Genomic DNA, 24965 nt, shown 5'->3' with positions numbered 1-24965 from the left:
CCACCTTTTTTCCTTACTATACTTTCTCCATTTTAACACAAAACGGGACAGAGGAAAATGAAAACCTCTGTCCCGCATGTCATCTGTTTTCTTTTTACAGGCTCTTTGATATCTCCTCGCACGCTTTCATGGCCTCGAAAATGGCGCTTCGGAAGCCTCTTTCCTCCAGTACCCGGACAGCCTCTATGGTTGTCCCGGCCGGGGAGCATACCATGTCTTTGAGCTCCCCCGGATGTTTTCCGGTCTCAAGCACCATCTTCGCACTCCCGAGCACTGCCTGGGCGGCGAATTTATATGCCTGACTGCGGGGCATGCCGCCGGATACAGCCGCGTCCGCCATGGCCTCGATCAGCATGAAGACATAGGCCGGGGAACTGCCGCTGACAGCCACAACCGCATCCATCATGCGCTCCGGGATCACTTCCGCCTTCCCAAATCCATTTAAGATGGCCAGCGCCTTCTCCATCTCCCCGTCCGTCACACAGGCATTTCTGCAGGCTCCGGTCATGCCCTCTCCCACCATGGCCGGCGTATTCGGCATGGTGCGCACGATCTTCACCGGTTTCCCAAACTGCTCCTCCAGCCAGGCCAGCGTCTTGCCTGGCGCGATGGTGATGATGAGATGGCTGTCCGTCACATCGTCCCGGATCCCGGCGATCACATCCGCATAGAACTGCGGTTTCACAGAGAGAATGACAACATCGGCATCTCTCACAACTTCCCTGTTGTCCCCGGTCACCCGGATACCGTACTTTTCTTTTACTCTCTCCCGGCCGGGCGCAAAGGGGTCGGATCCGATGATCTCCTCCGGCGCGGCGATCCTGTTTTTGATGATGCCGCCCATCATGGCTGCAGCCATGTTCCCTGTCCCGATAAATCCAAGTTTCATCATCTTCTCCTCCTTAATTGAAAGACTGCTCTGTCCGGTTGATGATCTCGTCCTGAAGCGGTTTGTCCAGGTTGCGGAAGAAGTCACTGTACCCTGCTACGCGGACGATCAGATCCTTGTAGTCGTCCGGATGCTTCTGGGCATTGATCAAAGTCTGGCGGTCCACAACGTTAAACTGGATATGATGCCCGTCCATGGCAAAGTAGGAACGGATCAGGCTGGACATATTGTTCAGCCCCTCCTCGCCTGCCACCACATCCGGCGTAAACTTCTGGTTCAGGAGTGTGCCGGCAGTTGCCAGGTGATCCATCTTGGAACAGGACTTGATCACGGCTGTGGGGCCGTTCGTGTCTGCGGATTTCTCCGGGGAAATACCTTCTGACACCGGCTTGTGAGCCTTTCTTCCGTTCGGTGTGGCCAGGATCACATCGCCGAAGTACACATGACATGTGGTAGGCAGCATATCCACGCCATACTTTCCGCCCTTCATGTTCGGGCGTCCCGTGATGGTGCTTCTGTAAAGTTCAAACACATCCTGCATGATGCTGTCAGCATAGTCGTCGTCATTGCCGTATTTGGGCGTTCTGTCATGTACCATGCGGTAAATGGAATCATATCCTTCATAGTCATGCTCCATGGCCTCGATCAGCTCTTCCATGGTAAAGTTTTTCTTGTCGTAGACATTGTATTTCACAGCTGCGAGACAGTCAGTCACGGTGCCGATCCCCACACCCTGGATGTAGTTCGTGTTGTATCTTGCGCCTCCCGCGTTGTAGTCCTTTGCGTTGGAGATACAGTCGTTTGTCACGACGGACAGGCAGGGAGCCGGCATCTCCCGGGCGTACAGCTCCTCGATCACATTGTTGCCGCGGATCTTCACGTCCACAATGTGCTCCAGCTGCTTCTTAAAGGCTGTCCAGAGCTCGTCATAAGTCTTAAAGTCTTTCGCATAGCCAAGTTTCAGGCCGATCTGCTTTCCGCTGTACTGGTCGAATCCGTTAAACAGTGTGAGCTGGAATACCTTTGGGATATTCAGGTAGCCGGTCAGGATATAGGCCTCGCTTCCCCATGCGCCTGTCTCCACACAGCCGGATGAGCCGCCGCGGCGGGCGTCCTCCAGCTTCTTCCCCGCATTGACAAGCTCCATGATCTGGGCTTCTGTATTGTAAAATGCAGGCTGCCCCCAGCCTTTTCTTGAAATCTCACAGGCTCTCTTCAGGAATTTGGCGGGCGTCTTCTTGCTGATGGTCACGTTTGAGTTTGGCTGTACCAGCTTCATCTCATCCATGCAGTCCAGGATCAGATAGCTGACATTGTTGACTCCGTTGCGCCCGTCCGGCGTCACGCCGCCTGTATTGATGTTCGCAAAATCCGTGTAGGTGGCGCTCTCCTTCAGCGTGATGCCAACCTTTACGGGCGCCGGCTGGTTGTAGAATTTCACCCACAGGCACTCCAGCAGCTCAAGGGCTTTCTCATCGTCCAGGATGCCCGCCTCCACATCTCTTTCATAGTACGGATACAGATGCTGGTCCAGTCTGCCCGGACTGAAAGCATCCCATGGATTGAGCTCTGTGGTGACCGCAAGGTGGGTAAACCAGTAGAGCTGGATCGCCTGCCAGTATGTCTGAGGCTTGTGGGCCGGAACTACTTCCAGGTTCGCAGCAATCTGCAAAAGCTCGGCCTTCCTCGTCTCATCTGTCTCCTTTTCCGCCATCTCAAGGGCCAGTTTGTGATAGCGCTCGCCCAGGATGATCACCGCATCGCAGGCGATATCCATGGCTTTGAGCTCCTCGCATTTATCGACAGCGTCCGGATCGTTCATGTAGTCCAGGGCGTCCATGGTCTTTTTGATCTTCTCTTTGTACTCCATGTATCCGGTCGTAAACACCTGCTCGCCGCCGCATGTGTGGCCCGGTCCTCTCTGTTCCATGAACTCGGTAAACATGCCGGCCTCGTAACAGTCATGCCACTCCTGGGTCATCCGGGAAAGAAGCTTTTCACGCATGCTGCGCCCGGTCCAGTAGGGGATGATCTCTTCTCTCTGGAGCTTCCGGTCCTCCTCTGTCGTCTTGAAAGACACCAGTTCCCTCTCGCTCATGACGATCATGTCCTCCTCACTGTGGCAGCACAGCTCCGGGAATGTGGGGGAAGCCTGGGGATCTTTTCCCTTCTCACCGACGATCAGCTCCCCGTCTCCGAGATACAATGTCTTTTTTGAAAAATATTCTTTCAGCGTCATGGCCCTCATGACCGGAATGGAATATTTCCCATCGTTCGCTTTGTAGAAGTCTGTCTCGATCTTCGCCCTCTCCAGATCAATATGAACAGGTGTGTTCACGCTGATCTCTCTGAGCTTCTGGATCCTTTCATTCATGCCCCGCAGTTTTGCCATCTTTTTACCCTCCTATTTTGGTGTTTTTGAAACCTGCCTCCACGAAAAGAGCGGCAAGCGCCTCCATCTCTTCTCTGTCCGGCGCGTGCAGGTCTGTGCCTTTATATTCCATATCCAGCTTGCGATACTTCCCGCTCCCTGTATCGTGGTAGGGCAGCAGGTTGATCTGTGCCGGATGGATATCATGCTCCTGGAGAAACGCGATGGTTTCCCGCATATTCCCGGCGTTTCCGTTGACTTCCTTCACCGTGGGGATCCGGATGTAGATCCTTGCCCCGTCCCGCGCAAGGCGGACCAGATTCTCAAGGATCAGCCGGTTGTCTGTCCCGATGTATTTCTTGTGAAGCTCCGGGTCCATCACCTTCACATCATAGAGAAAGGTGTCCACATAGGGGAGGAGCTCCTGAAACCGCTCGTAAGGCACGTAGCCGCATGTGTCTATCGTGAGTGTCACATCCTGCTTCTTCAGTTCTCTGGCCGCAGCAAGGATAAATTCCATATCCATAGCCATCACTTCGCCGCCGGAAAAAGTCACCCCGCCGCCGGACTCCTCATAGAACATCTGGTCCTTCATCAGTTCCCGGCTCAGTTCTTTGACTGAATACTCCTGCCCCACGATCTCCCGGACCCCTGCCGGACAGAAATTCACGCATTTCCCGCAGAGCACGCATGCGCCCGTGTCCAGAACAGGCTGGCCGTCCTCTATATGGAGCGCGCCTGACGGGCAGACCGCCTGACAGGTCCCGCAGCCGGTACATTTTTCACGGTCTACCTGCATCTCTTTTTCAAATCTCTGAGTCTCCGGATTATGACACCACTCGCACTTCAGGGGACATCCTTTAAAAAACACGGTTGTACGTATCCCATCGCCATCATGAACAGAAAACTTCTGTATGTTTGTTATATTCTTCATCACATTCACTCACCCCGCTGTTTCCACACGCGCACTATAAACTATCGTTTGAACTATAGTCTAACTATTGATTTTAATATATCTTATCGTTATTTTTTTGTCAATTGACACCTCTACCATATTCCTCACCCCGATTTTGTGCAATCTGCACCATGACAGTTCTTTTATGCAAGTCAAGACCACCGGCTTAGCCGGTGGCTTGCTTTGACCCTATAAGGGTCTTTTACCGGCACTGGAGTCTAAAGACTCATCGATTTGGTTCGCCAATCGCAACATCATTTCCTTACTTGAGCCCTAAAGGGCTCTCCTTATCTGTTTTGCTTTACTGGCTCACCCGTGAACGGGTCTATATACTCTTTCAGTGTCATTTGATCGTATTCCAGATCTTCCTGTAGCTGATTGGCTATATATTCCTCTATTTTCTTCGCATTTTTCCCTACCGTATCTACGTAGTATCCTCTACACCAGAAATGTCGGTTCCCATATTTGTATTTCAAATTGGCATGCCGTTCGAATATCATTAGTGTACTTTTCCCTTTCAGATACCCTATAAAATACGATACACTCATGCTTGGCGGAATTTCTATCAGCATATGAACGTGATCTGGACATATCTCTGCTTCTATGATTTTTACACCTTTCCTCTTGCATAACATACTTAGGATATTGGCTATATCCTGTTTTATTTTTCCATATGCTACTTTTCTTCTATACTTCGGTGCAAAAACTATATGATACTTACAATTCCATCGGGTATGTGATAAACTATTACTATCCATATGGATACCTCCTTTGTTTTTAATGCGGTTGGCGAACCTGCATTAATTATAACATTGGAGGTTTTTCTGTAAGCTGAAGCATCCTTATCCACTTGCATAGCAAGTGGTTTTTTGGTTTTCTGCCCCTCCATTTTTCGGAACCCGAAAAACTCCAGGCCAGAAAACAGGCCCTTGGCCTAACAAAAAAAAGACTGCAAATACAGTCTTTTTTCGCATAAACATACACAATTACACACCAGTTATATTAATTCCGGACGTAACACTTTTTAAAAGTGTTACGTCCGGAATTAAACAAAACCAGGCATGACGATAAGCCGGGTTATGTCGTTGGGTGATCATCTATCTAGGCCTGCCGTCGCCGGCAGGCTCGAGCGACCAACCTGAGACGCGGCGGGCCGCCGCATTGTCTCTATCCGGTCTTGCTTCGGATGGGGTTTACATGTGCCCCTCCTGTTACCAGGAGGGCGGTAGTCTCTTACACTGCCTTTCCACCCTTACCGGGGAGATCCCCGGCGGTACATTTCTGTTGCACTGGCCTTGGAGTCGCCTCCACCGGACGTTATCCGGCATCCTGCCCTGTGAAGCCCGGACTTTCCTCACCTGCTGCCTTTCGGCGTCTGCAGCCGCGATCACCTGTCATACCTGGTCTCACGGTGACTGATTGTACCACACTTTCTATCCCTGCGCAAGCCCTGCATCCTCGATGAGATCATCCCCGTCGGCCGCTGATGTTGCCAGCTCGTCGCACCGCTCGTTCTGGGGATGCCCGTCGTGGCCCTTCACCCAGATAAACCGGACCTGATGGGGTTCCTTTGCCTGCAGGAGCCGCTGCCAGAGGTCCACATTCTTCACCGGCTCGTTCTTTCCTCTCTTCCACCCCTTGCGGATCCAGCCTCCGATCCAGTTCTGGTTGAAGGCGTCCACCACATATTTGGAATCGGAATAGACTTCCACGCTGCACGGCCTGTTCAGCGCCTCCAGCGCGGCGATGACAGCCATCAGCTCCATCCGGTTGTTGGTCGTTTTCCTGTATCCGCAGGACAACTCCTTTGTGTGGAGCTGCCCCTTTGTGTCCACATATTCAAGGACGGCCCCGTAGCCGCCCGGCCCGTCCGGATTGCCTCTCGCCGCCCCGTCTGTATAGATCTTTACCTGCATAAAAACTGTCTCCTGTCTGCTGCGGCGCTCAGACCGCAAACACCTGCCCTTCCCCGGTGATGTGCGCTATCTTACCGCGGTAGCCGGCTGCCACTGGCTCCTCCATCAGCCGGTCATAGAGATCATACCGTCCCTGCATGTGCATGGGGAACACAAGATCCGTGTCCGTCTGACGCATAAACCAGTCCAGTCCCCAGTGGTACTGCGCCCCAAGTCTTGGATCCACCGGGACAAAAGCCGCGTCTATATGCACGCCGGCCAGCTTTCCGATCTCCTTCTTATAGGCCTTCTCCATCAGGGCGTTGTACCGGTCTGACTCCTCCTCCCAGTGCCACCAGTTCAGGTCGCCTGCGTGATATATGGTCCGCTCCTTTGTCCGCACGAGGAAAGCCACCCCCTCGTCTGTGGAGCGAAGCGCCTCCACCCGGATCCGGCCCCCGTCCGTCCCGGCGCAGATCTGCTGCCCCGGCCGCATCCGGAAGACATCCCGCTCCGGGATGCGGATATCACTGGAAAGGACATAGAAAATGCGGGGAAAACGCTCCGCCCATGCAAAGATGCACGGCTGAAAATGATCGTAGTGGGCGTGGCTTGCGAACACCCACACCTCCTTTTCGCGGTCAAATTCCGGGAGCGCTCCCCGGTAATAATCAAAGATCAGCACCCTGTCATCCAGCTCCACGGCAAACCCGCTGTGCTGTATATACGTGATCTTCATAGCAGATGCGATACCGCTCCTACTGTCTGGGCGCCTTCTGGATCACTTCCACTGCATGGGTGATCTCAGGCAGCAGATACTCCAGGCACTGCTTCACCGCACCGGCTTTGCCCGGCAGGTTGACAATGAGGACGTCTCCCCGGATGCCGGCGGCGCTCCGGTTAAGCATGGACCGCTTTGTCAGCTTCATCGTGTGCGCCCGCATCGCCTCGGGAATACCGGGCACCGGCCGCTCCACCACATCCATGGTGGCCTCCGGCGTGATGTCTCCCGCATTGCACCCGGCTCCTCCTGTCGTCAGGATCAGATCCGTCAGATGCCCGTCCGCCATCCGCTGCATCACCGTGGAAAGGACGGTCCTGTCACAGGGGAGCGCCTTCTGGAAGACGATCGTATGCCCCTCCTGCTCGATCAGCTTCCGGATCACCTTTCCCGCAGCGTCCTCCTCTTTTTCTCTGTAAACTGCCGTATTGGCTGTAATGATCGCAACTCTCATTCTGGTACCTCCAAAATTCTTTCGTACAGGCCCTGGCCCGCTTCCCCCTAATCATACCAAGTTCCGGGGATGTTTGCAATACGCCCTCTGCGCTTACTGCTTCTTTACGACCTCTCCCTGCCGCTTGTAAATGCTGTCCGCCGGCACATACCCTCTGACAGAGGAAAGGGGGTAAATGTTCGTGTGGCTTCCCACCACGCTGCCCGGATTGAGCACCGTGCCGCATCCGACTTCCACCTCGTCGCCCAGCATGGCGCCGAACTTTTTAAGGCCTGTCTCCATGTTCTCCTCCAGCGTCTTGACAACAACCAGCTTTTTGTCGGATTTCACATTGGATGTGATGGAACCTGCGCCCATGTGCGCCTTGTATCCCAGGATGGAATCGCCCACGTAGTTGTAGTGGGGCACCTGCACCTTGTTAAAAAGGACCACGTTTTTGAGCTCTGTGGAATTGCCCACCACGGCTCCCTCCCCCACGATGGCATTGCCGCGGATAAAGGCGCAGTGGCGCACCTCTGCATTTTTACCGATGATAGCCGGCCCGTGGATGTAGGCGGACGGGAATACGGTGGCAGACCTGGCGATCCACACATCCTCCCCCACCTTTTCATATTCCTCTTCCGGCAGCGTCTCGCCCAGCTTCAGGATAAAATCCTTAATCTTCGGGAGCGCCTCCCACGGGTAGGTCAGCCCCTCAAAGAGATCCTTTGCGATCGTCTCATCCAGTGTGTAGAGTTCCCGGATCGTCAGTTCTTTCATTTTTTCTTCACTCCATTTCCGCCTTCCGGCTTTTTATTTTTTGATTTGGTTTTATAGAAAGCTGCCGCTTTATCATAGCAGCTCCTTAGCTGATACTGGTTGTTGAGGCCCAGCACGCCGCTGGTCCTTGCCCGTATGAAATGCTCCAGCTTCTCCATGTACTCATCTGAGGTGATCTGCCCGTCCGCCACGTACCCAAGCCCCTTCTCCCAGCTTGCTGTGAGCTCCGGGTTCAAAAGGGAGCGGATGGAATGGTCCACCACATCGTAGATCATCTCCCCCTGCAGGGTGGGCGTGACGATCTGAGTCTTCTTGTTGAGGGCTAGATACTTGTTGTTGAACAGCTTTTTCAGGATCTCGCCCCTGGTGGCGCTGGTGCCGATGCCGCAGCCCTTGATCTGCTCCCGCAGCTCCTCGTCCTCGATGAGCTGTCCCGCGTTCTCCATGGCAAGGATGAGGGAGCCGGAACTGTACCGCTTGGGCGGGGATGTTTTCCCCTCCCGGATCTCCAGGGCGGACACAGGGAGCGTCATCCCTTTCTTCAGCCCTGCGACCGCCTCCATAAGCCCCGCCGGCTCCTCCTTCTTCTGTTCCGGGACGCCGGCCACTTTCAGGTACCCCTCCTCGGCGAGCACCCGCAGGCCCGCAAAAAACTGCTCTGTCTTCATGCCTGCGGTGACAGACACTTTCTGGTATACGGCTGCCGGGTAAAAAATACTCAGAAATCTGCGCACGATTATATCATACACCGATTTCGCCGTGTGCGCCACACTATTTAATGCCAAAAGCCCCTGGCCGGTCGGGATGATGGCATAGTGGTCCGTGATCTGCTTGTCATTGACGTACCTCGTCCTGGCCAGCCCCTTGTGGCTTCCCATGGCCGCGATCTCCTGCAGGTACGGGACGGCCGGCTCATACTTCATCAGCCCGTTTAAGTTCTTGTGGATCTCCTTTGCCACCGCGGTGGAGAGGACCCTGGCGTCAGTCCTCGGGTAGGTGACCAGCTTTTTCTCGTAGAGCTCCTGCACGATGCGCAGCGTCTCATCCGGGCTGATCTTGAACCTCCTGGAGCACTCGTTCTGCAGCTCCGCCAGATTATAGAGGAGGGGCGGGTTCTTCTTCTCCTTCTTCTTCTCGACGGAGAGGATCCGGCAGGTCAGCTCCGGCGTCTCCTCTTTCAGGTACCGGATCAGCTCCCGGGCCTTTTCCTCCTCTTTAAACCCATTCTCCTTGTATAAATGCGGGGAGGCGAAATACCGGGACTCCGGCGCCGCGCGCCACTCCCCCTCGAAGGCGGCCGCCCCCTCCGGGGCTTCTGCCTGTATGCAGGCGACGACCCGGTAAAACGGCGTCTCCACAAACTCCCGGATCTCCCGCTCCCGGCGCACCACCATACCCTGCACGCAGGTCATCACCCGGCCCACGGAAATGACCGCGTACTTTGTCTTCAGGTATCCGGAGATGCTGTTCCCGTACTTCAGCGTGAGAAGGCGGGAGAAATTGATCCCCATCAGGTAATCTTCCTTGGCCCGCAGATAGGCGGAGGCTGACAGGTTGTCGTAGGCCGACAGATCCTTCGCCTCCCGGATGCCGCGCAGGATCTCCTCCTCCGTCTGGGAATCGATCCACACCCGCCGTCTCTCCTTGCCCTTCACGCCCGCCATCTGCTCCACGAGGCGGTAGATATATTCCCCCTCCCGCCCGGAGTCGGTACAGACATAGATCCTCTCCACGTCCTCCCTGTGAAGAAGGGAGGAGACGATCCGAAACTGCTTCGCCACGGCCGGGATGACCTCATACCTGAACTCCTCCGGTAAAAACGGCAGAGCCTCCAGACTCCACCGCTTGTACTTTTCGTCGTAGGCCTCCGGATAACTCATGGTGACAAGGTGCCCCACGCACCAGGTCACCACCGCGTCGTCCGATTCCAGGTAGCCGTCATGCCTTCCCGCGCGCAGATGGAGCGCCTTCGCAAACTCCTGGGCCACGCTCGGCTTCTCTGCTATGTATAATGCTTTTCCCATAGATGCTGCATACTCTCCTGTCCTTTTTGTATTCCTACTTCTTCAGCATACGCAGGATCCTGTCTTTCAGACTCTCCTTCTTCGGGGTCGTCCCCGCACTCCTGGCCGCATGGACGGCCTCCTTCATAAAGCGGTCCTGGGCGTCGACCCGGTGCTCCGTGATCGGCTTTTTCTTATATGTGCCGTCCGGCTGCAGGACTCTCGCCTTCACGTTGTCCTCCAGCATGACCTTCATATAGTAACTGATCTGCCGCTTCAGGGCATCGTCCAGAACCGGACAGGCCACCTCCACACGCTTCTCCGTGTTGCGCGTCATCATGTCCGCGGAGCCGATATAGATCTTCTGGTCCGCTCCCGTGCCGAAGCAGAAGATCCTCGGATGCTCCAGGAATCTGCCCACGATACTGGTGACCGTCAGATTGTCCGTATAGCCCGGGATGCCCGGCAGGATGCAGCAGATGCCCCGCACATTGAGGTCCACCTTCACGCCGGCCCGGGACGCCTCCGCCACTTTGGCGATAAAGTCCACATCCGTCACCGAGTTCATCTTCATGACAATGCGGCCCCTCTCCCCCTTCCGGATCTCCTCATCCATGAGCCGGAGCACCGTCTGCTTCAGGGAGGTGGGGGACACGATGAGATGGCGGTATACGCCGTCCAGATTGCCGATGGACATATTCTGGAAAAAGAGGGCCGCGTCCTCCCCGATCTCCCGGTCCGCTGTCATCAGCGAGAGATCCGTGTACTGGGCGGCCGTCTTCTCATTGTAGTTGCCGGTCCCGATCTGCGTGATATACTGGATCTCGTTCCGGTTCCTGCAGGTGATCAGGCAGATCTTGGAATGGACCTTGTACCCCTCGAACCCGTAGAGGACGCGGCAGCCGGCATCCTCCAGCCTCTCGGACCAGTCAATGTTGTTCTGCTCGTCAAACCGGGCCCTAAGCTCGATGAGAACCGTCACTTCCTTGCCGTTCTCCGCGGCGGCGCACAGGTATTCCACCAGCCTTGCCTTCTTTGCCAGCCGGTAGATGGTGATCTTGATCGTCATGACAGAGGGATCATAGGCCGCCTCCCTGATCAGCTGCAGGAAGGGATCCATGCTCTCATAGGGGTAGAACAGAAGCAGGTCGTGCCTGCGGATCTGGCGCATCATGCTGCCCTCCTCCACCTGCCTGCCCGGCTGGGGCGTAAACGGCGGATAGATCAGGGAGCGCTTCATGGGATCCGGCAGGTTCCCGCTGATGGCAAACATGTAGTCCAGCTTCATGGGCATCTTGGTGCGGAAGATCTGCTTCTTTGTGATGTTGAATTTCTCGCAGAAATACTTCTCCATATCCTGGTTCAGCTTCTCCGCGATCTCCAGGCGCACCACCGCCATCCTGCGGCGCTTGTGGAGCGTCTGCTTCATCAGGTACCGGAAATCATCGTTGACTTCCAGGAGCTCATCATCCGGCGCGATGTCCGCGTTCCGGGTGACGCAGATGTAGTTCCGGTCCGACACCTCGTACTGGCCGAACACCAGATCCAGATGCTCCATGATCACCTTCTCCATCCGGATGTAGCGGATGTCATGCCCCGGCAGATAGAGGATGTCCGACACGAAATTGGGCACCGGCACGATCCCCATCATCGTCCTGCTGCCCGCCTTCAGCATGGCGGTCACATACAGCTCCTTGTTGAGCAGGTGGGGAAACGGATGGCCCGCATCCACGATCTGCGGCGACAGGATGGGGAGCACCTGCTCCTTAAAATACTTCTTCACATACTTTTTCTCGCTCTGCTCCAGCTCCTTGTAATCCAGGCCGCAGACACCGTACGGGTGGAGCTGCTTCTTGATCTCCGCGTAGGTCTTGTCCCGCTCCTTGTACAGAGGCGCCACCGCCTCATATATATTGTCCAGCTGCTGGGACGGCGTCATGCCGGATCTGGCGTCCACTGCCTTCGGATCTGTCTGCGCCATATCAAAAAGGCTTCCCACCCGGATCATAAAGAACTCATCCAGATTGCTGGTGAAGATCGCGACAAACTTCATCCTCTCCAGAAGAGGCACGGACGGGTCCTGCGCCTCCTCCAGCACGCGCTGGTTAAACTTCAGCCAGGACAGTTCCCTGTTCTGGGTGTACTGCAAAATATCTTCCTTCATCTTCCGCCCCTTCCTTTCATATATATCTGTTAAAGATTATACATGTAAACCGGAAATATATCCAGTCTCTTTTGCGTTGCAAAAGCAACAGACACAGGTCTGTTCCTGTGCTATACTCTGGTTGTAAAAAGAACAGCAAGGAGGAATTCATCCATGATACGGAAGATCATTCATATTGACGAAGAAAAATGCATCGGCTGCGGTCTGTGCGCGGACGCATGCCACGAGGGAGCCATCGGCATGGTGGACGGCAAAGCCCGCCTGCTGCGCGACGACTACTGCGACGGCCTGGGGGACTGCCTGCCCGTCTGCCCCACAGACGCCATCTCCTTCACGGAGCGGGAGGCTGCCGCCTACGATGCGGAAGCAGTTAAAAAGCACATATCCGAAGCCGGACCTGCCGCGGCAGAGAAGGCAGAGCCGCTCTTTCGGCCCTCCCAGCTGCGCCAGTGGCCGGTGCAGATCAAGCTGGCGCCTGTGAACGCGCCCTGTTTTGACGGGGCAAAGCTCCTCATCGCCGCCGACTGCACCGCCTACGCCTACGCCGGCTTCCACGAGGATTTCATCCGGGGCAGGGTGACGCTCATCGGCTGCCCCAAGCTGGACAGTGTGGACTACACGGAAAAGCTGACGCAGATCCTTTCCGGGAACGACATCCGGGAGCTTACCATCGTCCGCATGGAGGTGCCCTGCTGCGGCGGCATCGAGCACGCGGCAAGGGAGGCGCTTAAGGCCAGCGGCAGATTCATCCCCTGGCAGGTGGTGACGCTCTCCATCGACGGGAAGATCCTGGACCAGTAACAGGAAAAGAGCTTCCAAAAGGAAGCTCTTTTTGTGTACACTATTTTGCCTGGATATACCCCTTGGCCGTCAGGGCCTCCGCACAGAGCACCGCGCCGCCGGCCGCGCCGCGGACCGTGTTGTGGGACAGGCCGATGAACTTGTAGTCGTAGACCGTATCCTCCCGGAGACGTCCGATGGACACGCCCATCCCCCGCTCGTAGTCCACATCCATCGTCACCTGGGGACGGTTGTCCTCCTCCAGATACTGGATGAACTGCTTCGGCGCGCTGGGAAGACCCGCCTCCTGGGGGAAGCCTTTGAAGGTCACCAGCTTCTCGATCAGCTCCTCCCTGGAAGGCTTTTTCGCGAAATTGATGAACACGGCAGCCGTGTGGCCGTTGAGGACCGGCACGCGCACGCACTGGCAGGTGATCTTCGGGGCGTCCGCCATGACGATCTGCCCGTTCTCCACATGTCCCAGGACGCGCAGGGGCTCCTTTTCACTCTTCTCCTCCTCGCCGCCGATGTAGGGGATGATATTGCCCACCATCTCCGGCCAGTCCTTAAATGTCTTGCCCGCGCCGGAGATTGCCTGGTAGGTCGTCACCACAAGCTGCACAGGCTCAAACTCCTTCCACGCAGCCAGGCAGGGGGCGTAGCTCTGGATCGAGCAGTTCGGCTTGACCGCGATGAAGCCGCGCTCTGTGCCAAGCCGCTTCTTCTGGTCTTTGATCACCTCAAAGTGGTCCGCGTTGATCTCCGGCACCACCATGGGAACGTCCGGCGTCCAGCGGTGGGCGCTGTTGTTGGAGACGACCGGCGTCTCCGTCTTCGCGTAGGCCTCCTCGATGGCCCGGATCTCATCCTTGGTCATATCCACCGCGCTGAACACAAAATCTACGGTGGCGGCCACGTCCTCCACCTCGTTTACATTGTGGACGATCAGGTTCTTCACACCCTCCGGCATGGGCGTATCCATCTTCCAGCGGCCGCCCACGGCCTCCTCGTATGTCTTGCCGGCGGACCGGGGGCTGGCAGCCACCGTCACCACCTCAAACCAGGGATGGTCCTCCAGAAGGGCGATGAACCGCTGCCCCACCATACCTGTCGCGCCTAAGATCCCAACTCGTAATTTCTTTTCCATGTCTTTTTTCTCCTCCCTGTCTGTCTAAGATGCATATTCCCGCAGATACTTTTTGTAGATGCCGACCGCTTCCTCCATGGCCTTCCTGCCCGGGGCCCCTGTCGTCAGACGCCGGTTGACGCAGTTGCCGACTGCGATGGCGTCGTAGATGTCCTCGTCAAACACCGGCGAGATCTCCCGGTACTCCTCCAGCGTCATATCGTCCAGGGCGATCCCTTTTTCAATACAGTGAAGGACCAGTCTCCCCACGATCCCGTGGGCATCGCGGAACGGTACTCCTTTTCCCACCAGATAGTCGGCCGCGTCCGTGGCGTTGGTGAAGCCGTGCCTTGCGCTGTCCTCCATCCGCTTCCGGTTGAACCGCATGGTGCGCAGCATGCCGGTAAAGAGGGCGATGCACCCCTTCGCCGTGTCGATGGCGTCAAAGCTCAGCTCCTTGTCCTCCTGCATATCCTTGTTGTAGGCCAGGGGGATCCCCTTCATGGTGGTGAGGAGCGACATGAGCGCGCCGTACACCCGGCCTGTCTTGCCCCGGACAAGCTCCGCAATGTCCGGGTTCTTCTTCTGGGGCATGATGCTGCTGCCTGTGCTGTAGGCATCGTCGATCTCCACGAACTGGTACTCGTTGGAGTTCCAGATGATGATCTCCTCACTGAACCGGCTCAGATGCATCATCACCGTGGACAGGGCCGCCAGCAGCTCGATGAGGTAATCCCGGTCCGACACGCCGTCCATACTGTTCAGCGTCGGTCCGTCGAATCCGAGCAGCTTGGCCGTGTAGTCCCGGTCCAGGGGATAGGTGGTGCCGGCCAGGGCGCCGGATCCTAGAGGACAGGTGTTCATCCTGCAGTAAATGTCCCGCATCCTCTCGTGGTCCCTTTTGAACATCTCAAAGTAGGCTCCCATGTGGTGAGCCAGGGTGATGGGCTGGGCCTTCTGCAGGTGCGTGAAGCCCGGCATGATCACGTCAAGCCCCTCCTCCATGATGGTCAGGACCGCATACAGCAGCTCCTTTAAAAGGTTGTCAATGAGGTGCACCTCATCCCTTGTATAAAGTTTCATATCCAGCGCCACCTGGTCGTTCCGGCTGCGCCCCGTGTGAAGTTTCTTGCCGGGCTCCCCGATCCGCTCGGTGAGCACCGCCTCCACAAAACTGTGGATGTCCTCATAAGTATCCGGGATCTCAATCTTCCCCTTCTCAAGATCGGACAGGATGCCCTCCAGTCCCTCTATGATCTTCTCTTTATCCGCGTCCGTGAGGATGCCCTGCTTTGCCAGCATCATCACATGGGCAATGCTTCCCCTGATATCCTGGGCGTACAGCCTCCTGTCAAAGGAAATGGATGCATTGAAATTATATACAAGCTGATCCGTCTCTTTTGTGAAACGGCCGCCCCATAACTGCGCCATCCCGCGTCATCCCCTTTCTTTTGTATCATTGTATAATTATTCATTTTCATAGTGTACCATACTTTTTTCAAAAAGCACAGCTTAATTTTCCTGTTTTTCCGGATCTTTCCTGCGCGCCTGCGCGTCCCGGAGGGAAAATTCGCAGCCGCAGTAATCCTGCCTGTACAGGCCGTAGATCCTGGACAGCTCGATGGACCGCTTGTAGCCGTTCTTCTTTTTGAAGTCCGAGGGGAGGTACTTCACCCCGTATTCCCCCGCCAGCCTCTGCCCGATCTCCCCCAGCTTTGCCGCGTTCTTCATGGGACTGATGCTCAGGGTCGTGGTAAAGTAGTCGTAGCCGCCTTCCTCTGCCAGCCGCGCCGCCTCCCGCAGGCGCAGCTCATAGCAGCGCATGCAGCGCTCTCCCCCCTCCCGGACATGCTCCAGTCCCGCCGCCATCTCGTAGAACTTCTCTTTCTCGTACACACCCGCCACAAAAGACACCGGATGCTTCGTCTTCATCTCACCGATCAGCGTCTGCTGCTCCAGGATCCGCTTCGTGTACTCGCTCTCAGGGTAAATATTCGGATTGTAGTAAAAGACCGTGATCTCAAAATATGCGCTTAAGTACTCCAGCACATAGCTGCTGCAGGGGGCGCAGCAGCTGTGGAGCAGAAGCCTGGGAACTTTTTCCTCCTCTTCCAGCCTGGCGAGCAGCTGGTCCAGCTCTCTCTGGTAGTTCATGACATGACTCCTCCCGCGTTCAACCTGCTACCTAGTATAGGGCATTTCCCCGGCGGATGCAAGCACGCCATCCCGCTGCCCGGCATACACTACCTATATACAGCGGCGAGGCCCGGGAGGTTCCCATGGAAGAAATCCTAGAACTGAGACATATTTCCTACTCTTATCACACAATGGACGGGGAGACGCCGGCCCTTGCCGACATCTCGTTTTCCATGAAGGAGGGCGAGTTCGTGGCTGTCGTCGGCCCTTCCGGCTGCGGCAAATCCACGCTCCTGTCACTGATCAGCGGGCTCCTTGAGCCCGCGGCGGGACAGATCCGGATCCGGGGGCGGGACAGCAAGGAGAGCGCCACCAATATCGGCTACATGCTCCAGCACGATCAGCTCTTCGAGTGGCGCACCATCTACAACAATGTGATCCTGGGCCTTGAGGTCCAGCACATGCTCACCGCGAAGGCCCGGCAGAAAGCCCATGAACTGCTGGACACGTACGGCCTGGCCCAGTTTGAGAACGCCAGGCCCTCCCAGCTCTCCGGCGGCATGCGCCAGCGGGCCGCCCTCGTGCGCACCCTGGTCCTGGAACCGGACCTTCTGCTCCTCGACGAGCCCTTCTCCGCCCTGGACTACCAGACCCGCCTGCGGGTGGGGGACGATATCGGGCAGATCATCCGCCGCGAGAAAAAGACCGCCATCCTGGTGACCCACGACCTTTCAGAGGCCGTCTCCCTGGCGGACCGGGTCATCATCCTGGGACCGCGGCCCGCTTCCATCATCCAGACAGTGCCCCTCATCTTCGGCGCCGGGGCGGACACACCTCTTGGGCGGCGGGACGCGCCGGAATTCAAGACCTATTTCAATCTCATCTGGAAGGAACTGAACAGCAATGAATAGCAGCATATCCAAAGCCCAGCTTCTCTACCTGCGGCGGCAGAGGGCGCGCCGCGCCGCCGTCCTGGCGGCCAGGATCCTCCTCCTGGCCGGTTTCCTGTCCCTGTGGGAGTACTGCGCCGGCAGGGGGATCATCGACTCCTTCATCTTCAGCAGCCCCTCGAAGATCGCCCTCTGCTTTGCCGGTATGGCCCGGGACGGCAGCATCTTCCGCCATATGTGGGTGACGCTCCTGGAGACAGTCACAAGCTTCCTCCTGGTCACCGCCGTCAGCATGCTGGCGGCGGTCATCCTCTGGCTTTGCCCGCGCCTCTCGGAGGTGCTGGACCCCTACATGGTGGTCCTCAACAGCCTGCCCAAATCCGCCCTGGCCCCTCTCCTCATCGTCTGGCTGGGAGCCCGCACAAGGACCATCATCGTGGCCGGCATGTCCGTGGCCGTCTTCGGGAGCATCCTCACCCTCTACACCGCCTTCTGCGGCGTGGACCCGGAGAAGCTGAAGCTCATCCGCACCCTGCGGGGCACAAGGATCCAGGCTCTGACTAAGGCCGTGATCCCCAGCTCCATCCCGGCCCTTGTCAGCACCATGAAGGTCAACATCGGCCTCTGCCTGGTGGGCGTGGTCATCGGGGAGTTCCTGGCAGCCCGGGAAGGACTGGGATATCTCATCATCTACGCCAGTCAGACGTTCAAGCTCGACTGGCTCATCATGTCCATCCTCCTTCTGTGCATCATGGCCCTTCTCCTGTACGCCGTGATCGGTCTGGCGGAGCGGATCTGCCTGCGCAGAAGATAGCAAAAGAGCAGCCCGCATACGCGCAGGCTGCCCTACATATCCGTCTTACATCCTGTTCAGTTCCTCCACGACCGCGTCAAGCCCCTCCTCGCTGAAAGGATAGCGGCGCGTGGTCTTTTGCTCCTTCGTGGCGTCATAGCAGAAGGGACCCTTCCACACGGACAGGAGAAAGAATTCCTCCTTCTCTTCCCCCTCTCCTTCCGACACCTTCTCGATCCGGTAATTCAGCTTCCCCTTGCTTCCGTTGAACTTGGACTTTTTGTAGAATGCCAGGGGAAAGATCATCTGTCTCGTAACAGCCATCCGGCCACTCCTCCCTAGATCTCAAATGTCTCCATGTCATCCGGCACATACAGGTTCCCGTGGTAGAACGCCTGTCCCTCGCCGGTGTAGAGTTCCTTGCGGCGGGCAATGTTCTTATCCTCCGTGTGGTAGAGGATCAGGTTCGGGATCCCCAGCTCCTCCGCCGTCTGGCAGGCCTCCTTCACCGTGCTGTGGTGCTTCTCGTAGGGGCCGAACACATCCGCCTCCGCGTACAGGCAGAACGCCTCGTGCATGAGCCAGTCGCTTCCCTCCACAAAGGGACGGTCCTGCTCATTGTAGGGCTCATCCCCCGCGCAGGTGAACTTCGCGCCGCCCGGCAGCCGCATGGTAAAGCCATACTGCTTCGCTTTTGTAGAGAAAATATCAAAAAAGGTCACCGGACAGTCCAGGATCTCCTTTGTCTCGCCGTGTCCCACCGGGATCAGGAGGATCCGCTCCCCGATATGCTTCGTCACTTTCTTCTGGATGGTGAGGTCCGTGATGGTCCGGATGACCGGGATCAGATCGCTGTGACAGTAGATGCGCAGATCCCCCTCGTATTTCCCCTTGTTCATATTCTGACCGATCATGCGCACAAGCCAGATCAGTCCCAGCAGGTGGTCGATGTGCTCGTGCGTCAGAAAGATATCATGGATATCCTGAAGCGGGATGCCTGCATCCTTCAGTCTCTTCAGGATCTGGTTGCCGCCTCCTGCGTCCACCAGGAAGTGCCTGTCCCCGTCTGAAAATGCGAAACATGTGTTATAGACTTCTGTGACCGCTGCGTTTCCTGTTCCCAATATCGTAAGTTTCATCTCTCTTATCTCCTGTCTTTTATAAAAGGCGCTTCACCATCTCCTGTGAAGCGCCTTCAAAAAGCCGGAAATCAGACTCGAACTGACGACCCCTTCATTACGAGTGAAGTGCTCTACCGACTGAGCTATTCCGGCTTAGCAGCTTTTTTCAAAAGCCACAACAATTATTATACCGTATTTTTCCGAAAATGCAAGAAGTTTTTTCTATAAATGTGCGCCCGGTCTTGTCAGGGTGCGAACTGCACATCCACCACGCAGATCTCCGCCTTCGTCCCCACCCGCATGTTGGGCCCGAACAGACCGGCGCCGGAGGTGACGATGCTGTGCATCTGTCCCTTCTTCAGGTACCCGCACGGATTTTCCCAGAGAAACTCCATCACGATATCCACCGGAAACACCTGGCCGTCGTGGGTGTGTCCGCCCAGATCCACATCCACCCCTGCCGCCGCCAGCTCTGAGAGCTGGGAGGGCTCGTGGTCCAGCACGATCAGCGGTTTGTCAGGATCCAGCCCCTCCGTGATCTCCTCCGGCGAAAGGCGCTTCTCAATGCCCCTTCCCGGCTTGCCAGCATCCGCCCGGCCAAAGAGATAGAAGCTGTCGTCTATGAGCACGCCCTCGTCGTGCAGGAGGATGATCCCGGCTTCTTCCAGGAAGGCGTCCATCCGCGGGTCGCTCTCCTTCCGGTCCCCGCTGCGGTCAAAGGTGAAGCCGGACAGGATCTTTTCATCGATGTCATGGTTCCCGTAGCAGGCATAGACACCATACCGGGAAGAGATTCCCTTAAGGATCCGGATCAGCTCCTCCGGGTCCTTAAGGGCTTCATATTCATTGTCAAAGATATCCCCGGCAATGACCACCAGGTCCGGCTCCTCCCGGTTGATCTTCTCCACCATCTGCTCCATCTGGCTGCTGCCGATGTTGTAACCCAGATGCAGGTCCGCCGTCAGCACGATCTTCAGATCCTGCAGCGCTCCCGCCTCTTTGTCCACGGTCACCGCATAGTCTGTGGTGTGGATGATCCGGGCGTTCACAATGCCCCACAGGGACACGGCGGCAGTCAGGGACAGCACCGCCGCCCCGGCCAGGACTTTCAGCCGCCGGCAGGGGGGCTGCCTTTTTCCGGCCAGATACCGGATGAGGCGGACGAGCTCCAGGGCTGCCAGAAACAGGATCCCGTAGAGGAGCACGCCCATCCAGTAGTAGCCGAAGGATGTGAAAAACCGCTTCCCCTGCCCCGCCGGCAGAAGAAAGCCGATGAGGGGCGTCAGGGCAACGCACGTATAGGCAAGCGCGGCCGCAAGGCGGAGAAAGCAACGGGGAGAGGCGCCGCAGCAGGCGCCCATCCAGCCAAGAAGCCTCCGGACAATATAGACATTTACAAGTATGTATAAGGGGGACAGGTAGACTGCAAGCATGCGGTTCTCTCCTCGTAATCCGTAATTCCTCTGCCGCTGTTCGGATGTTCAGCGGAATAGACGTTGTCCACGGCAAAACCCGTGATAAGCAGCAGGCACAGCGGGATCAGGACAGCCGGGTGAAGCCGCTGGATCTGGTTGTCCAGAAGGGGCGCCAGCATGTAGACGATGGCAATGCCGCCGATCCCGAAGACAAACAGGCCCTCCGCGCAGATCCGCCCGTTCAGGTTCAGGAAGTAGCCGCTGTAATCCCACCACCTCTCCCCGTTGTGCAGGATCTCCAGCACGACGGATGTGGTGTACTCCACGCACCCGCACAGGATGACAATGCCCACAAACTCCAGCACCGGGCGCTTCCTCAGTTTATTGAGGAGCAAGAGGATGAGCACCCCTCCGCCCCCGTAGATGGGAAGCCAGGGGCCGTGGAGCACGCCCCGGTTCACAAACTCGCCGTCTGTCACAAGATGGATGCTCACCTCCCACATCCATCCCGCGAAGGAAAAGATGAAGAAAAGAAGGATGACAGACCACACCGAGTAGTGCCGCAGGTAGTGGATCGTCTCGATGCGGCTCCGCTTCTGCACCTCCGGGACGGCGGACAGGCGGCTCGGATATGTCTTCCTGTCCACGGCGCCCTTGAGAAGCTCCATCTTGACCCGGCAGGCCTGCATCTTCTCATACTCCCGCTCCTTCTTCGTGTTGGTCAGCAGCACGCCGAACCAGTCCGCAAAAAACTTGCGGACGCCCTTAAGCTGCAGCACATCCCTGGATGGCCGCACAAGGGCCGAGATCACATCCTCATAGGCCAGGTAGATCAGCTCGTCCTCCGGCATCTCAAAGAGATAGGTGTCGTTCATCAGCTCGCTTCCCTTCACGTGCTCCCTTTTGGCCGCCTCCCGGATCCCCGCGTAGTACTCGGTGAAGGCAGCGGCCCGGTAGGCATTGGAGTACAGAAGTTCCGAGAGCCCTGCCGTCAGGCCCCCCAGCAGCGCCCAGGGCAGGAAGGACAGTCCGAAGACAAAGCACTCCCACTTGTGCCCCTTCATCAGTCGCCGGGACAGCCGGATCGCCTCGCCCGGCGCGATATCCGGATTCTCCGCCGCAATGTAGGGGACCAGGTAATAGGAATAGTGTTTGATGATGCCGCCGATGATCGTAAAGTTCCAGAGCATCTGATAAAAGGACACAAGGAACATGGTGCAGCACACCTTCGTCCACTTCCGCACCCGCAAGAGGAAGAGGATGCGCTGGAAGGGAACCTTCTCATAGGTGCGGCCCTCCAGCAGCACCCGCCTCGTGATCACGGTAAATACATTGATAAAGAAGAACCAGACCGCAAAGAGGACGGCGGTGCCAAGAAGGATCAGGAGCAGGATCGCCGCGTTCTCCGACCCCACCAGGGAATGGAGGGCCGCCAGCAGGCTCACCACAAACGACCCAGACGACACGCTGTTGACCATCCGGGCAAGCACGCCCCTGGTCCGGCCAAGCGCCGGACTTTCCTGCACCGCCCTGGCGATCTGCGCCTCCTCATTCTCATAGGCCAGCTCGCCGGCCGCCTCCTCGTCTCCCGCAAAAATGTCCCGCATGACGCCGGTAATGCCGCCGTTCAGATCCGACGGCCGCTCCAGCCGCTCCTGTGCCTCATAGCCAGGGGCGGGCGTCACATCCAGCACTTCCAGCGAGGAGCTGAACTCCGCGCCGATGTAGGCGGCGATCAGGAACAGGGCCACATACAGGATATAGTGTCGTTTCAGAGCCCTCCTGGCTCTGCGTTTCATCTCTTTTCTTCCGGGCATCTTACGTTTCCTCTCTGTGCACTGTGATCTGGGTGTAGGGGATGCGGATCCCCTCCCTGTCAAATGTCAGCTTGATATCTTCCAGAAGCTGCCAGCGCACCTTCCAGTACTCATCCATGCGGGTCCAGGCGCGCACGCCCAGGACAACGCTGCTCGTCCCCAGGCTGTCCACAAAGACGGACATCTCCTTCTCTTTCAGGATGCCGGGCGTCCCCTGAAGCAGCTCCGTAAGGATCCGCTTCGCCTCCCGCAGGTCTGACTCATAGGCGATATCGATCCGCAGGTCAAGCTGCCGCTCGTCCTTCTCCGTCACATTGGTCAGGCTGTTGTTGGTCAGCATGCCGTTGGGAATGACGATGGTCCTGTTGTCCACGGTCGTCAGCTTGGTGTGGAAAAGCTGGATCTCCTTGACCGTCCCCTCGTTCCTGTTGTTGTCCTCTATGATGTAGTCGCCCACCGCAAAGGGCTTCAGCGTCAGGATCAGCACCCCGCCTGCAAAGTTGGCGATCACATCCTGCAGCGCCAGGCTGACAGCCACGCCCGCAGCAGCCAGGATGGCGGTGATGGAAGTCAGGTTGACGCCGAATCCTGTGAGCACGAGAATGAAGAGCACGGTGTACAGGCCGTACTTGATGAGGGAGTCCGTAAACTGGCTCACCCCCGCGTCCGCGCCGGCCCGCTCAAACGCTTTGGCCGCCAGATTGCGCGCGCCCCGTATGATATATTTCCCCGCGATCACCAAAACGACAGCCGCCAGAATCTTCAGTCCGAAGCTGATAAGATCCGGGATGCGCTCCCGGGCAAAAGTAAGAAGCCATGTTCCGCTCTCCACCGCGTCTCCTCCTCTCTTTATTCCATCTGTTCCTTCAGCGCCAGAAACGCGCTTAAGTTTCCCCTGTTCCAGCCCAGCACCCTGTGGGAAAAGAGAAGGTCCGGATTGCAGCAGGTGCACAGGTTCGTCACTGCGATATGCTCCGGGAGGAGCCCTGCCTCCAGCAGGTTGATCTCATTGGCCTTCCACAGGTCGAGCTGGTACTTGTCCCTCTCCTTCTGTCCTTCCTTCTGGCTGAACAGGCTGTCCCAGCAGGACGGATCATAGTTCTCCTTAAACTGTGCGGCCACGTCCCCGCTCACTTCGTAGCAGTCTCTGCAGATGGAAGGCCCCACGGCGGCGACGATGTCCTCCGGCCGGCTGCCGAAGGCCTCCTGCATCTTCCGCACGGTCACGTTGGCCATCTTGTTCACGGTCCCCCGCCATCCGGAGTGGGACAGGCCGATGGCCCTGTGCACCGGATCCACAAAGTAGAGGGGCACGCAGTCCGCATAGAAGGTGACGAGGCACAGCCCCGGCTCGTCGGTGATCATGCCGTCCGTCTCCGGCAGGCTCTGCCCCACGTCACCGGCTGTGACCCGGGCCACATTGACGGTGTGGGTCTGATTACTGTAGACCATCTTCTCCGGCTTCACGCCAATGGCGGCTGCGATCCGGCGCCGGTTCTCCTCCACGGCGGCCGGGTCGTCCCCCCGGTGGATGCTGATATTCATCGAAGCGCAGCCGCCTGTGCTGACGCCTCCAAGCCTGGTGGAGAACCCGTGGTCCACGATCCCCGTATCCTCAAGAATGGGAAAAGACAGATAGGGCACCCCGTCCTTCTCCCTCTCGTCAAAGATGTGGGCCTTGCTCTTGTACTTCAGTCCGATACTCATATCCCTTCACTCCCTGTACGCAAATGCGTCTTTTACATGGATGACCCGCCCTGCTTCGCCCTCGATCCCCGCCACGTCGAAGCGGCAGGGCGCGTCTGTCAGGCGGTGCTCCGCCAGATAGAACAGGGCGCACCGGGACAGCGTCCGCTGCTTTCCGGGCGTCACCGCCTCCAGGGCGCCGCCCCGGCAGACGGTCCCTCTGTATTTCACCTCGCAGAAGACGATGATCTCCCCGTCCCGGGCTACGATATCGATCTCGCCCGCCCGGCATCTGTAATTATACTGCAGGATCGTGTACCCCTGCCTGCGCAGGTACTCTCCCGCCTTTCTCTCATAGACCGCACCGGTGCTCCTTTTATTCATTTCCGTCTCTTCCCGCGGCAGGCCGTTCCCGGCGCCAGCCTCCTCACAGGCTGACAAAATGGCCGATAAAACTCCTCCTGTGGATGGGCGTCGGTCCCAGTTCCCTGAGCGCTTCTATATGTGCCTTTGTGCCGTATCCTTTATTGGAGGCAAAGTCATAGGCAGGAAAGATCTGCGCGTACTCCCGCATGAGCCTGTCCCTCGTCACCTTGGCGATGATGCTGGCCGCCGCGATGGACACGCTTTTGGCGTCTCCCTTGATGATGGGGACCTGGTGCACGGAAAGCCCCGGTATCGTCACCGCATCGTTCAAAAGCACCGCCGGCTGCACCCCAAGCTGCTCCACCGCCATGCGCATGGCCTCGTAGGTGGCGTTCAGGATATTGATCTCGTCGATCCGCTCCGGACCGACGATGCCTACGCCGACCGCCCGGGCCCGCCCCATGATCTCCTCATAGAGAGCCTCTCTCTTTTTCTCGGAGAGCTTCTTTGAGTCATTGACATACAGGATGGGATCCCCCTCCGCAAGGATCACCGCCCCCGCCA

Annotated in this window: 24 protein-coding genes, 1 tRNA gene and 1 other RNA gene; 3 read left to right on the top strand and 23 right to left on the bottom strand. The window is 57.4% G+C overall.

Translation table 11 applies throughout. The annotated features are described in order from the left end of the window. Window positions 1-94 precede the first annotated feature (94 nt). The 11 genes from proC to ppk1 all read right to left on the bottom strand — a co-directional run bounded on the left by proC (window position 95) and on the right by ppk1 (window position 12271). Window positions 95-889, bottom strand: coding sequence for a pyrroline-5-carboxylate reductase (proC, locus tag H6A20_RS01455; RefSeq protein WP_204905389.1), 795 nt, complete (start codon window positions 887-889; stop codon window positions 95-97). A 13-nt stretch (window positions 890-902) separates the two neighbouring features. Then, on the bottom strand, window positions 903-3281 hold the full coding sequence (hypD, locus tag H6A20_RS01450; protein WP_204905388.1) for a trans-4-hydroxy-L-proline dehydratase: 2379 nt from the start codon (window positions 3279-3281) through the stop codon (window positions 903-905). Window positions 3282-3285: 4 nt separating this feature from the next. Further along, window positions 3286-4194 carry a trans-4-hydroxy-L-proline dehydratase activase gene (locus H6A20_RS01445; protein WP_204905387.1) on the bottom strand — a complete coding sequence of 303 codons (909 nt, stop codon included), beginning with the start codon at window positions 4192-4194 and terminating at the stop codon, window positions 3286-3288. A gap of 308 nt (window positions 4195-4502) precedes the next feature. Continuing rightward, a complete protein-coding gene (tnpA, locus tag H6A20_RS01440; protein ID WP_204905386.1) occupies window positions 4503-4973 on the bottom strand; it encodes an IS200/IS605-like element ISEnfa200 family transposase in 471 nt (156 codons plus the stop codon). Window positions 4974-5267: 294 nt separating this feature from the next. Then, an RNA gene (gene rnpB, locus H6A20_RS01435) (RNase P RNA component class A) lies at window positions 5268-5618 on the bottom strand. Window positions 5619-5648: 30 nt separating this feature from the next. Continuing rightward, window positions 5649-6131 carry a ribonuclease HI gene (gene rnhA / locus H6A20_RS01430; protein WP_204905385.1) on the bottom strand — a complete coding sequence of 161 codons (483 nt, stop codon included), beginning with the start codon at window positions 6129-6131 and terminating at the stop codon, window positions 5649-5651. Window positions 6132-6159: 28 nt separating this feature from the next. Next, complete coding sequence (locus tag H6A20_RS01425) at window positions 6160-6849, bottom strand: MBL fold metallo-hydrolase (protein WP_204905384.1); 690 nt, start codon at window positions 6847-6849, stop codon at window positions 6160-6162. Window positions 6850-6868: 19 nt separating this feature from the next. Continuing rightward, window positions 6869-7345, bottom strand: coding sequence for a MogA/MoaB family molybdenum cofactor biosynthesis protein (locus tag H6A20_RS01420; protein ID WP_204905383.1), 477 nt, complete (start codon window positions 7343-7345; stop codon window positions 6869-6871). Between the two features lie 93 nt (window positions 7346-7438). Beyond that, a complete protein-coding gene (locus H6A20_RS01415) occupies window positions 7439-8104 on the bottom strand; it encodes an acyltransferase (RefSeq protein WP_204905382.1) in 666 nt (221 codons plus the stop codon). Next, a complete protein-coding gene (locus H6A20_RS01410; protein WP_204905381.1) occupies window positions 8101-10128 on the bottom strand; it encodes a DNA topoisomerase in 2028 nt (675 codons plus the stop codon). Before H6A20_RS01410 ends, H6A20_RS01415 begins: the two co-directional genes overlap by 4 nt. Window positions 10129-10162: 34 nt before the next feature. Further along, window positions 10163-12271, bottom strand: coding sequence for a polyphosphate kinase 1 (gene ppk1, locus H6A20_RS01405; protein WP_204905380.1), 2109 nt, complete (start codon window positions 12269-12271; stop codon window positions 10163-10165). A 153-nt stretch (window positions 12272-12424) separates the two neighbouring features. Here ppk1 and H6A20_RS01400 point away from each other — a divergent pair, with 153 nt between their 5' ends. Further along, on the top strand, window positions 12425-13072 hold the full coding sequence (locus H6A20_RS01400) for an ATP-binding protein (RefSeq protein WP_204905379.1): 648 nt from the start codon (window positions 12425-12427) through the stop codon (window positions 13070-13072). A 40-nt stretch (window positions 13073-13112) separates the two neighbouring features. On the opposite strand, the gene asd is transcribed toward H6A20_RS01400, so the two are convergent. The 3 genes from asd to H6A20_RS01385 all read right to left on the bottom strand — a co-directional run bounded on the left by asd (window position 13113) and on the right by H6A20_RS01385 (window position 16331). Beyond that, a complete protein-coding gene (asd, locus tag H6A20_RS01395; RefSeq protein ID WP_204905378.1) occupies window positions 13113-14198 on the bottom strand; it encodes an aspartate-semialdehyde dehydrogenase in 1086 nt (361 codons plus the stop codon). Window positions 14199-14222: 24 nt separating this feature from the next. Further along, window positions 14223-15608 (bottom strand): argininosuccinate lyase, encoded by a 1386-nt coding sequence (argH, locus tag H6A20_RS01390; protein WP_204905377.1) that lies wholly within the window; start codon window positions 15606-15608, stop codon window positions 14223-14225. An 81-nt stretch (window positions 15609-15689) separates the two neighbouring features. Next, on the bottom strand, window positions 15690-16331 hold the full coding sequence (locus tag H6A20_RS01385; RefSeq protein ID WP_204905376.1) for an epoxyqueuosine reductase QueH: 642 nt from the start codon (window positions 16329-16331) through the stop codon (window positions 15690-15692). A 125-nt stretch (window positions 16332-16456) separates the two neighbouring features. Between H6A20_RS01385 and H6A20_RS01380 the strand changes: the two genes are divergently transcribed. Together H6A20_RS01380 and H6A20_RS01375 are read left to right on the top strand one after the other, a co-directional pair. Beyond that, window positions 16457-17224 (top strand): ABC transporter ATP-binding protein, encoded by a 768-nt coding sequence (locus tag H6A20_RS01380; RefSeq protein WP_204905375.1) that lies wholly within the window; start codon window positions 16457-16459, stop codon window positions 17222-17224. After that, on the top strand, window positions 17217-18017 hold the full coding sequence (locus H6A20_RS01375) for an ABC transporter permease (RefSeq protein WP_204905374.1): 801 nt from the start codon (window positions 17217-17219) through the stop codon (window positions 18015-18017). The genes H6A20_RS01380 and H6A20_RS01375 overlap by 8 nt, the downstream gene beginning before the upstream one ends. Before the next feature lie 45 nt (window positions 18018-18062). Here H6A20_RS01375 and H6A20_RS01370 read toward each other — a convergent pair whose 3' ends face one another. The 9 genes from H6A20_RS01370 to H6A20_RS01330 all read right to left on the bottom strand — a co-directional run. Continuing rightward, window positions 18063-18320: a hypothetical protein gene (locus H6A20_RS01370; protein ID WP_204905373.1), complete on the bottom strand. Its 258-nt coding sequence runs from the start codon at window positions 18318-18320 to the stop codon at window positions 18063-18065. 14 nt (window positions 18321-18334) lie between these two features. Then, the gene (locus H6A20_RS01365; protein ID WP_204905372.1) at window positions 18335-19135 is read right to left on the bottom strand and encodes an MBL fold metallo-hydrolase; all 801 of its coding nucleotides are present in this window, start codon (window positions 19133-19135) and stop codon (window positions 18335-18337) included. Between the two features lie 62 nt (window positions 19136-19197). Further along, window positions 19198-19270, bottom strand: a tRNA-Thr gene (locus tag H6A20_RS01360). Window positions 19271-19362: 92 nt separating this feature from the next. Continuing rightward, the gene (locus H6A20_RS01355) at window positions 19363-20550 is read right to left on the bottom strand and encodes a metallophosphoesterase (protein WP_204905371.1); all 1188 of its coding nucleotides are present in this window, start codon (window positions 20548-20550) and stop codon (window positions 19363-19365) included. Beyond that, the gene (locus tag H6A20_RS01350) at window positions 20511-22331 is read right to left on the bottom strand and encodes a DUF975 family protein (RefSeq protein ID WP_243426089.1); all 1821 of its coding nucleotides are present in this window, start codon (window positions 22329-22331) and stop codon (window positions 20511-20513) included. The genes H6A20_RS01355 and H6A20_RS01350 overlap by 40 nt, the downstream gene beginning before the upstream one ends. 19 nt (window positions 22332-22350) lie before the next feature. After that, a complete protein-coding gene (locus H6A20_RS01345; protein ID WP_338106540.1) occupies window positions 22351-23181 on the bottom strand; it encodes a mechanosensitive ion channel family protein in 831 nt (276 codons plus the stop codon). A gap of 17 nt (window positions 23182-23198) precedes the next feature. After that, window positions 23199-24056, bottom strand: coding sequence for a peptidoglycan editing factor PgeF (gene pgeF, locus H6A20_RS01340; protein ID WP_204905369.1), 858 nt, complete (start codon window positions 24054-24056; stop codon window positions 23199-23201). Between the two features lie 6 nt (window positions 24057-24062). Then, window positions 24063-24419 (bottom strand): YraN family protein, encoded by a 357-nt coding sequence (locus H6A20_RS01335; RefSeq protein ID WP_204905368.1) that lies wholly within the window; start codon window positions 24417-24419, stop codon window positions 24063-24065. A 43-nt stretch (window positions 24420-24462) separates the two neighbouring features. Beyond that, window positions 24463-24965: ribonuclease HII (locus tag H6A20_RS01330; protein ID WP_204905367.1), on the bottom strand; the 503-nt coding region annotated here is incomplete at its 5' end.

The organism is Mordavella massiliensis (assembly GCF_016901695.1).
Taxonomy (GTDB): Bacteria; Bacillota; Clostridia; order Lachnospirales; family Lachnospiraceae; genus Claveliimonas; species Claveliimonas massiliensis_A.
The sequence above is the reverse complement of the archived record's forward strand: the minus strand, read 5'-3'. Positions and strand labels throughout refer to the sequence as shown.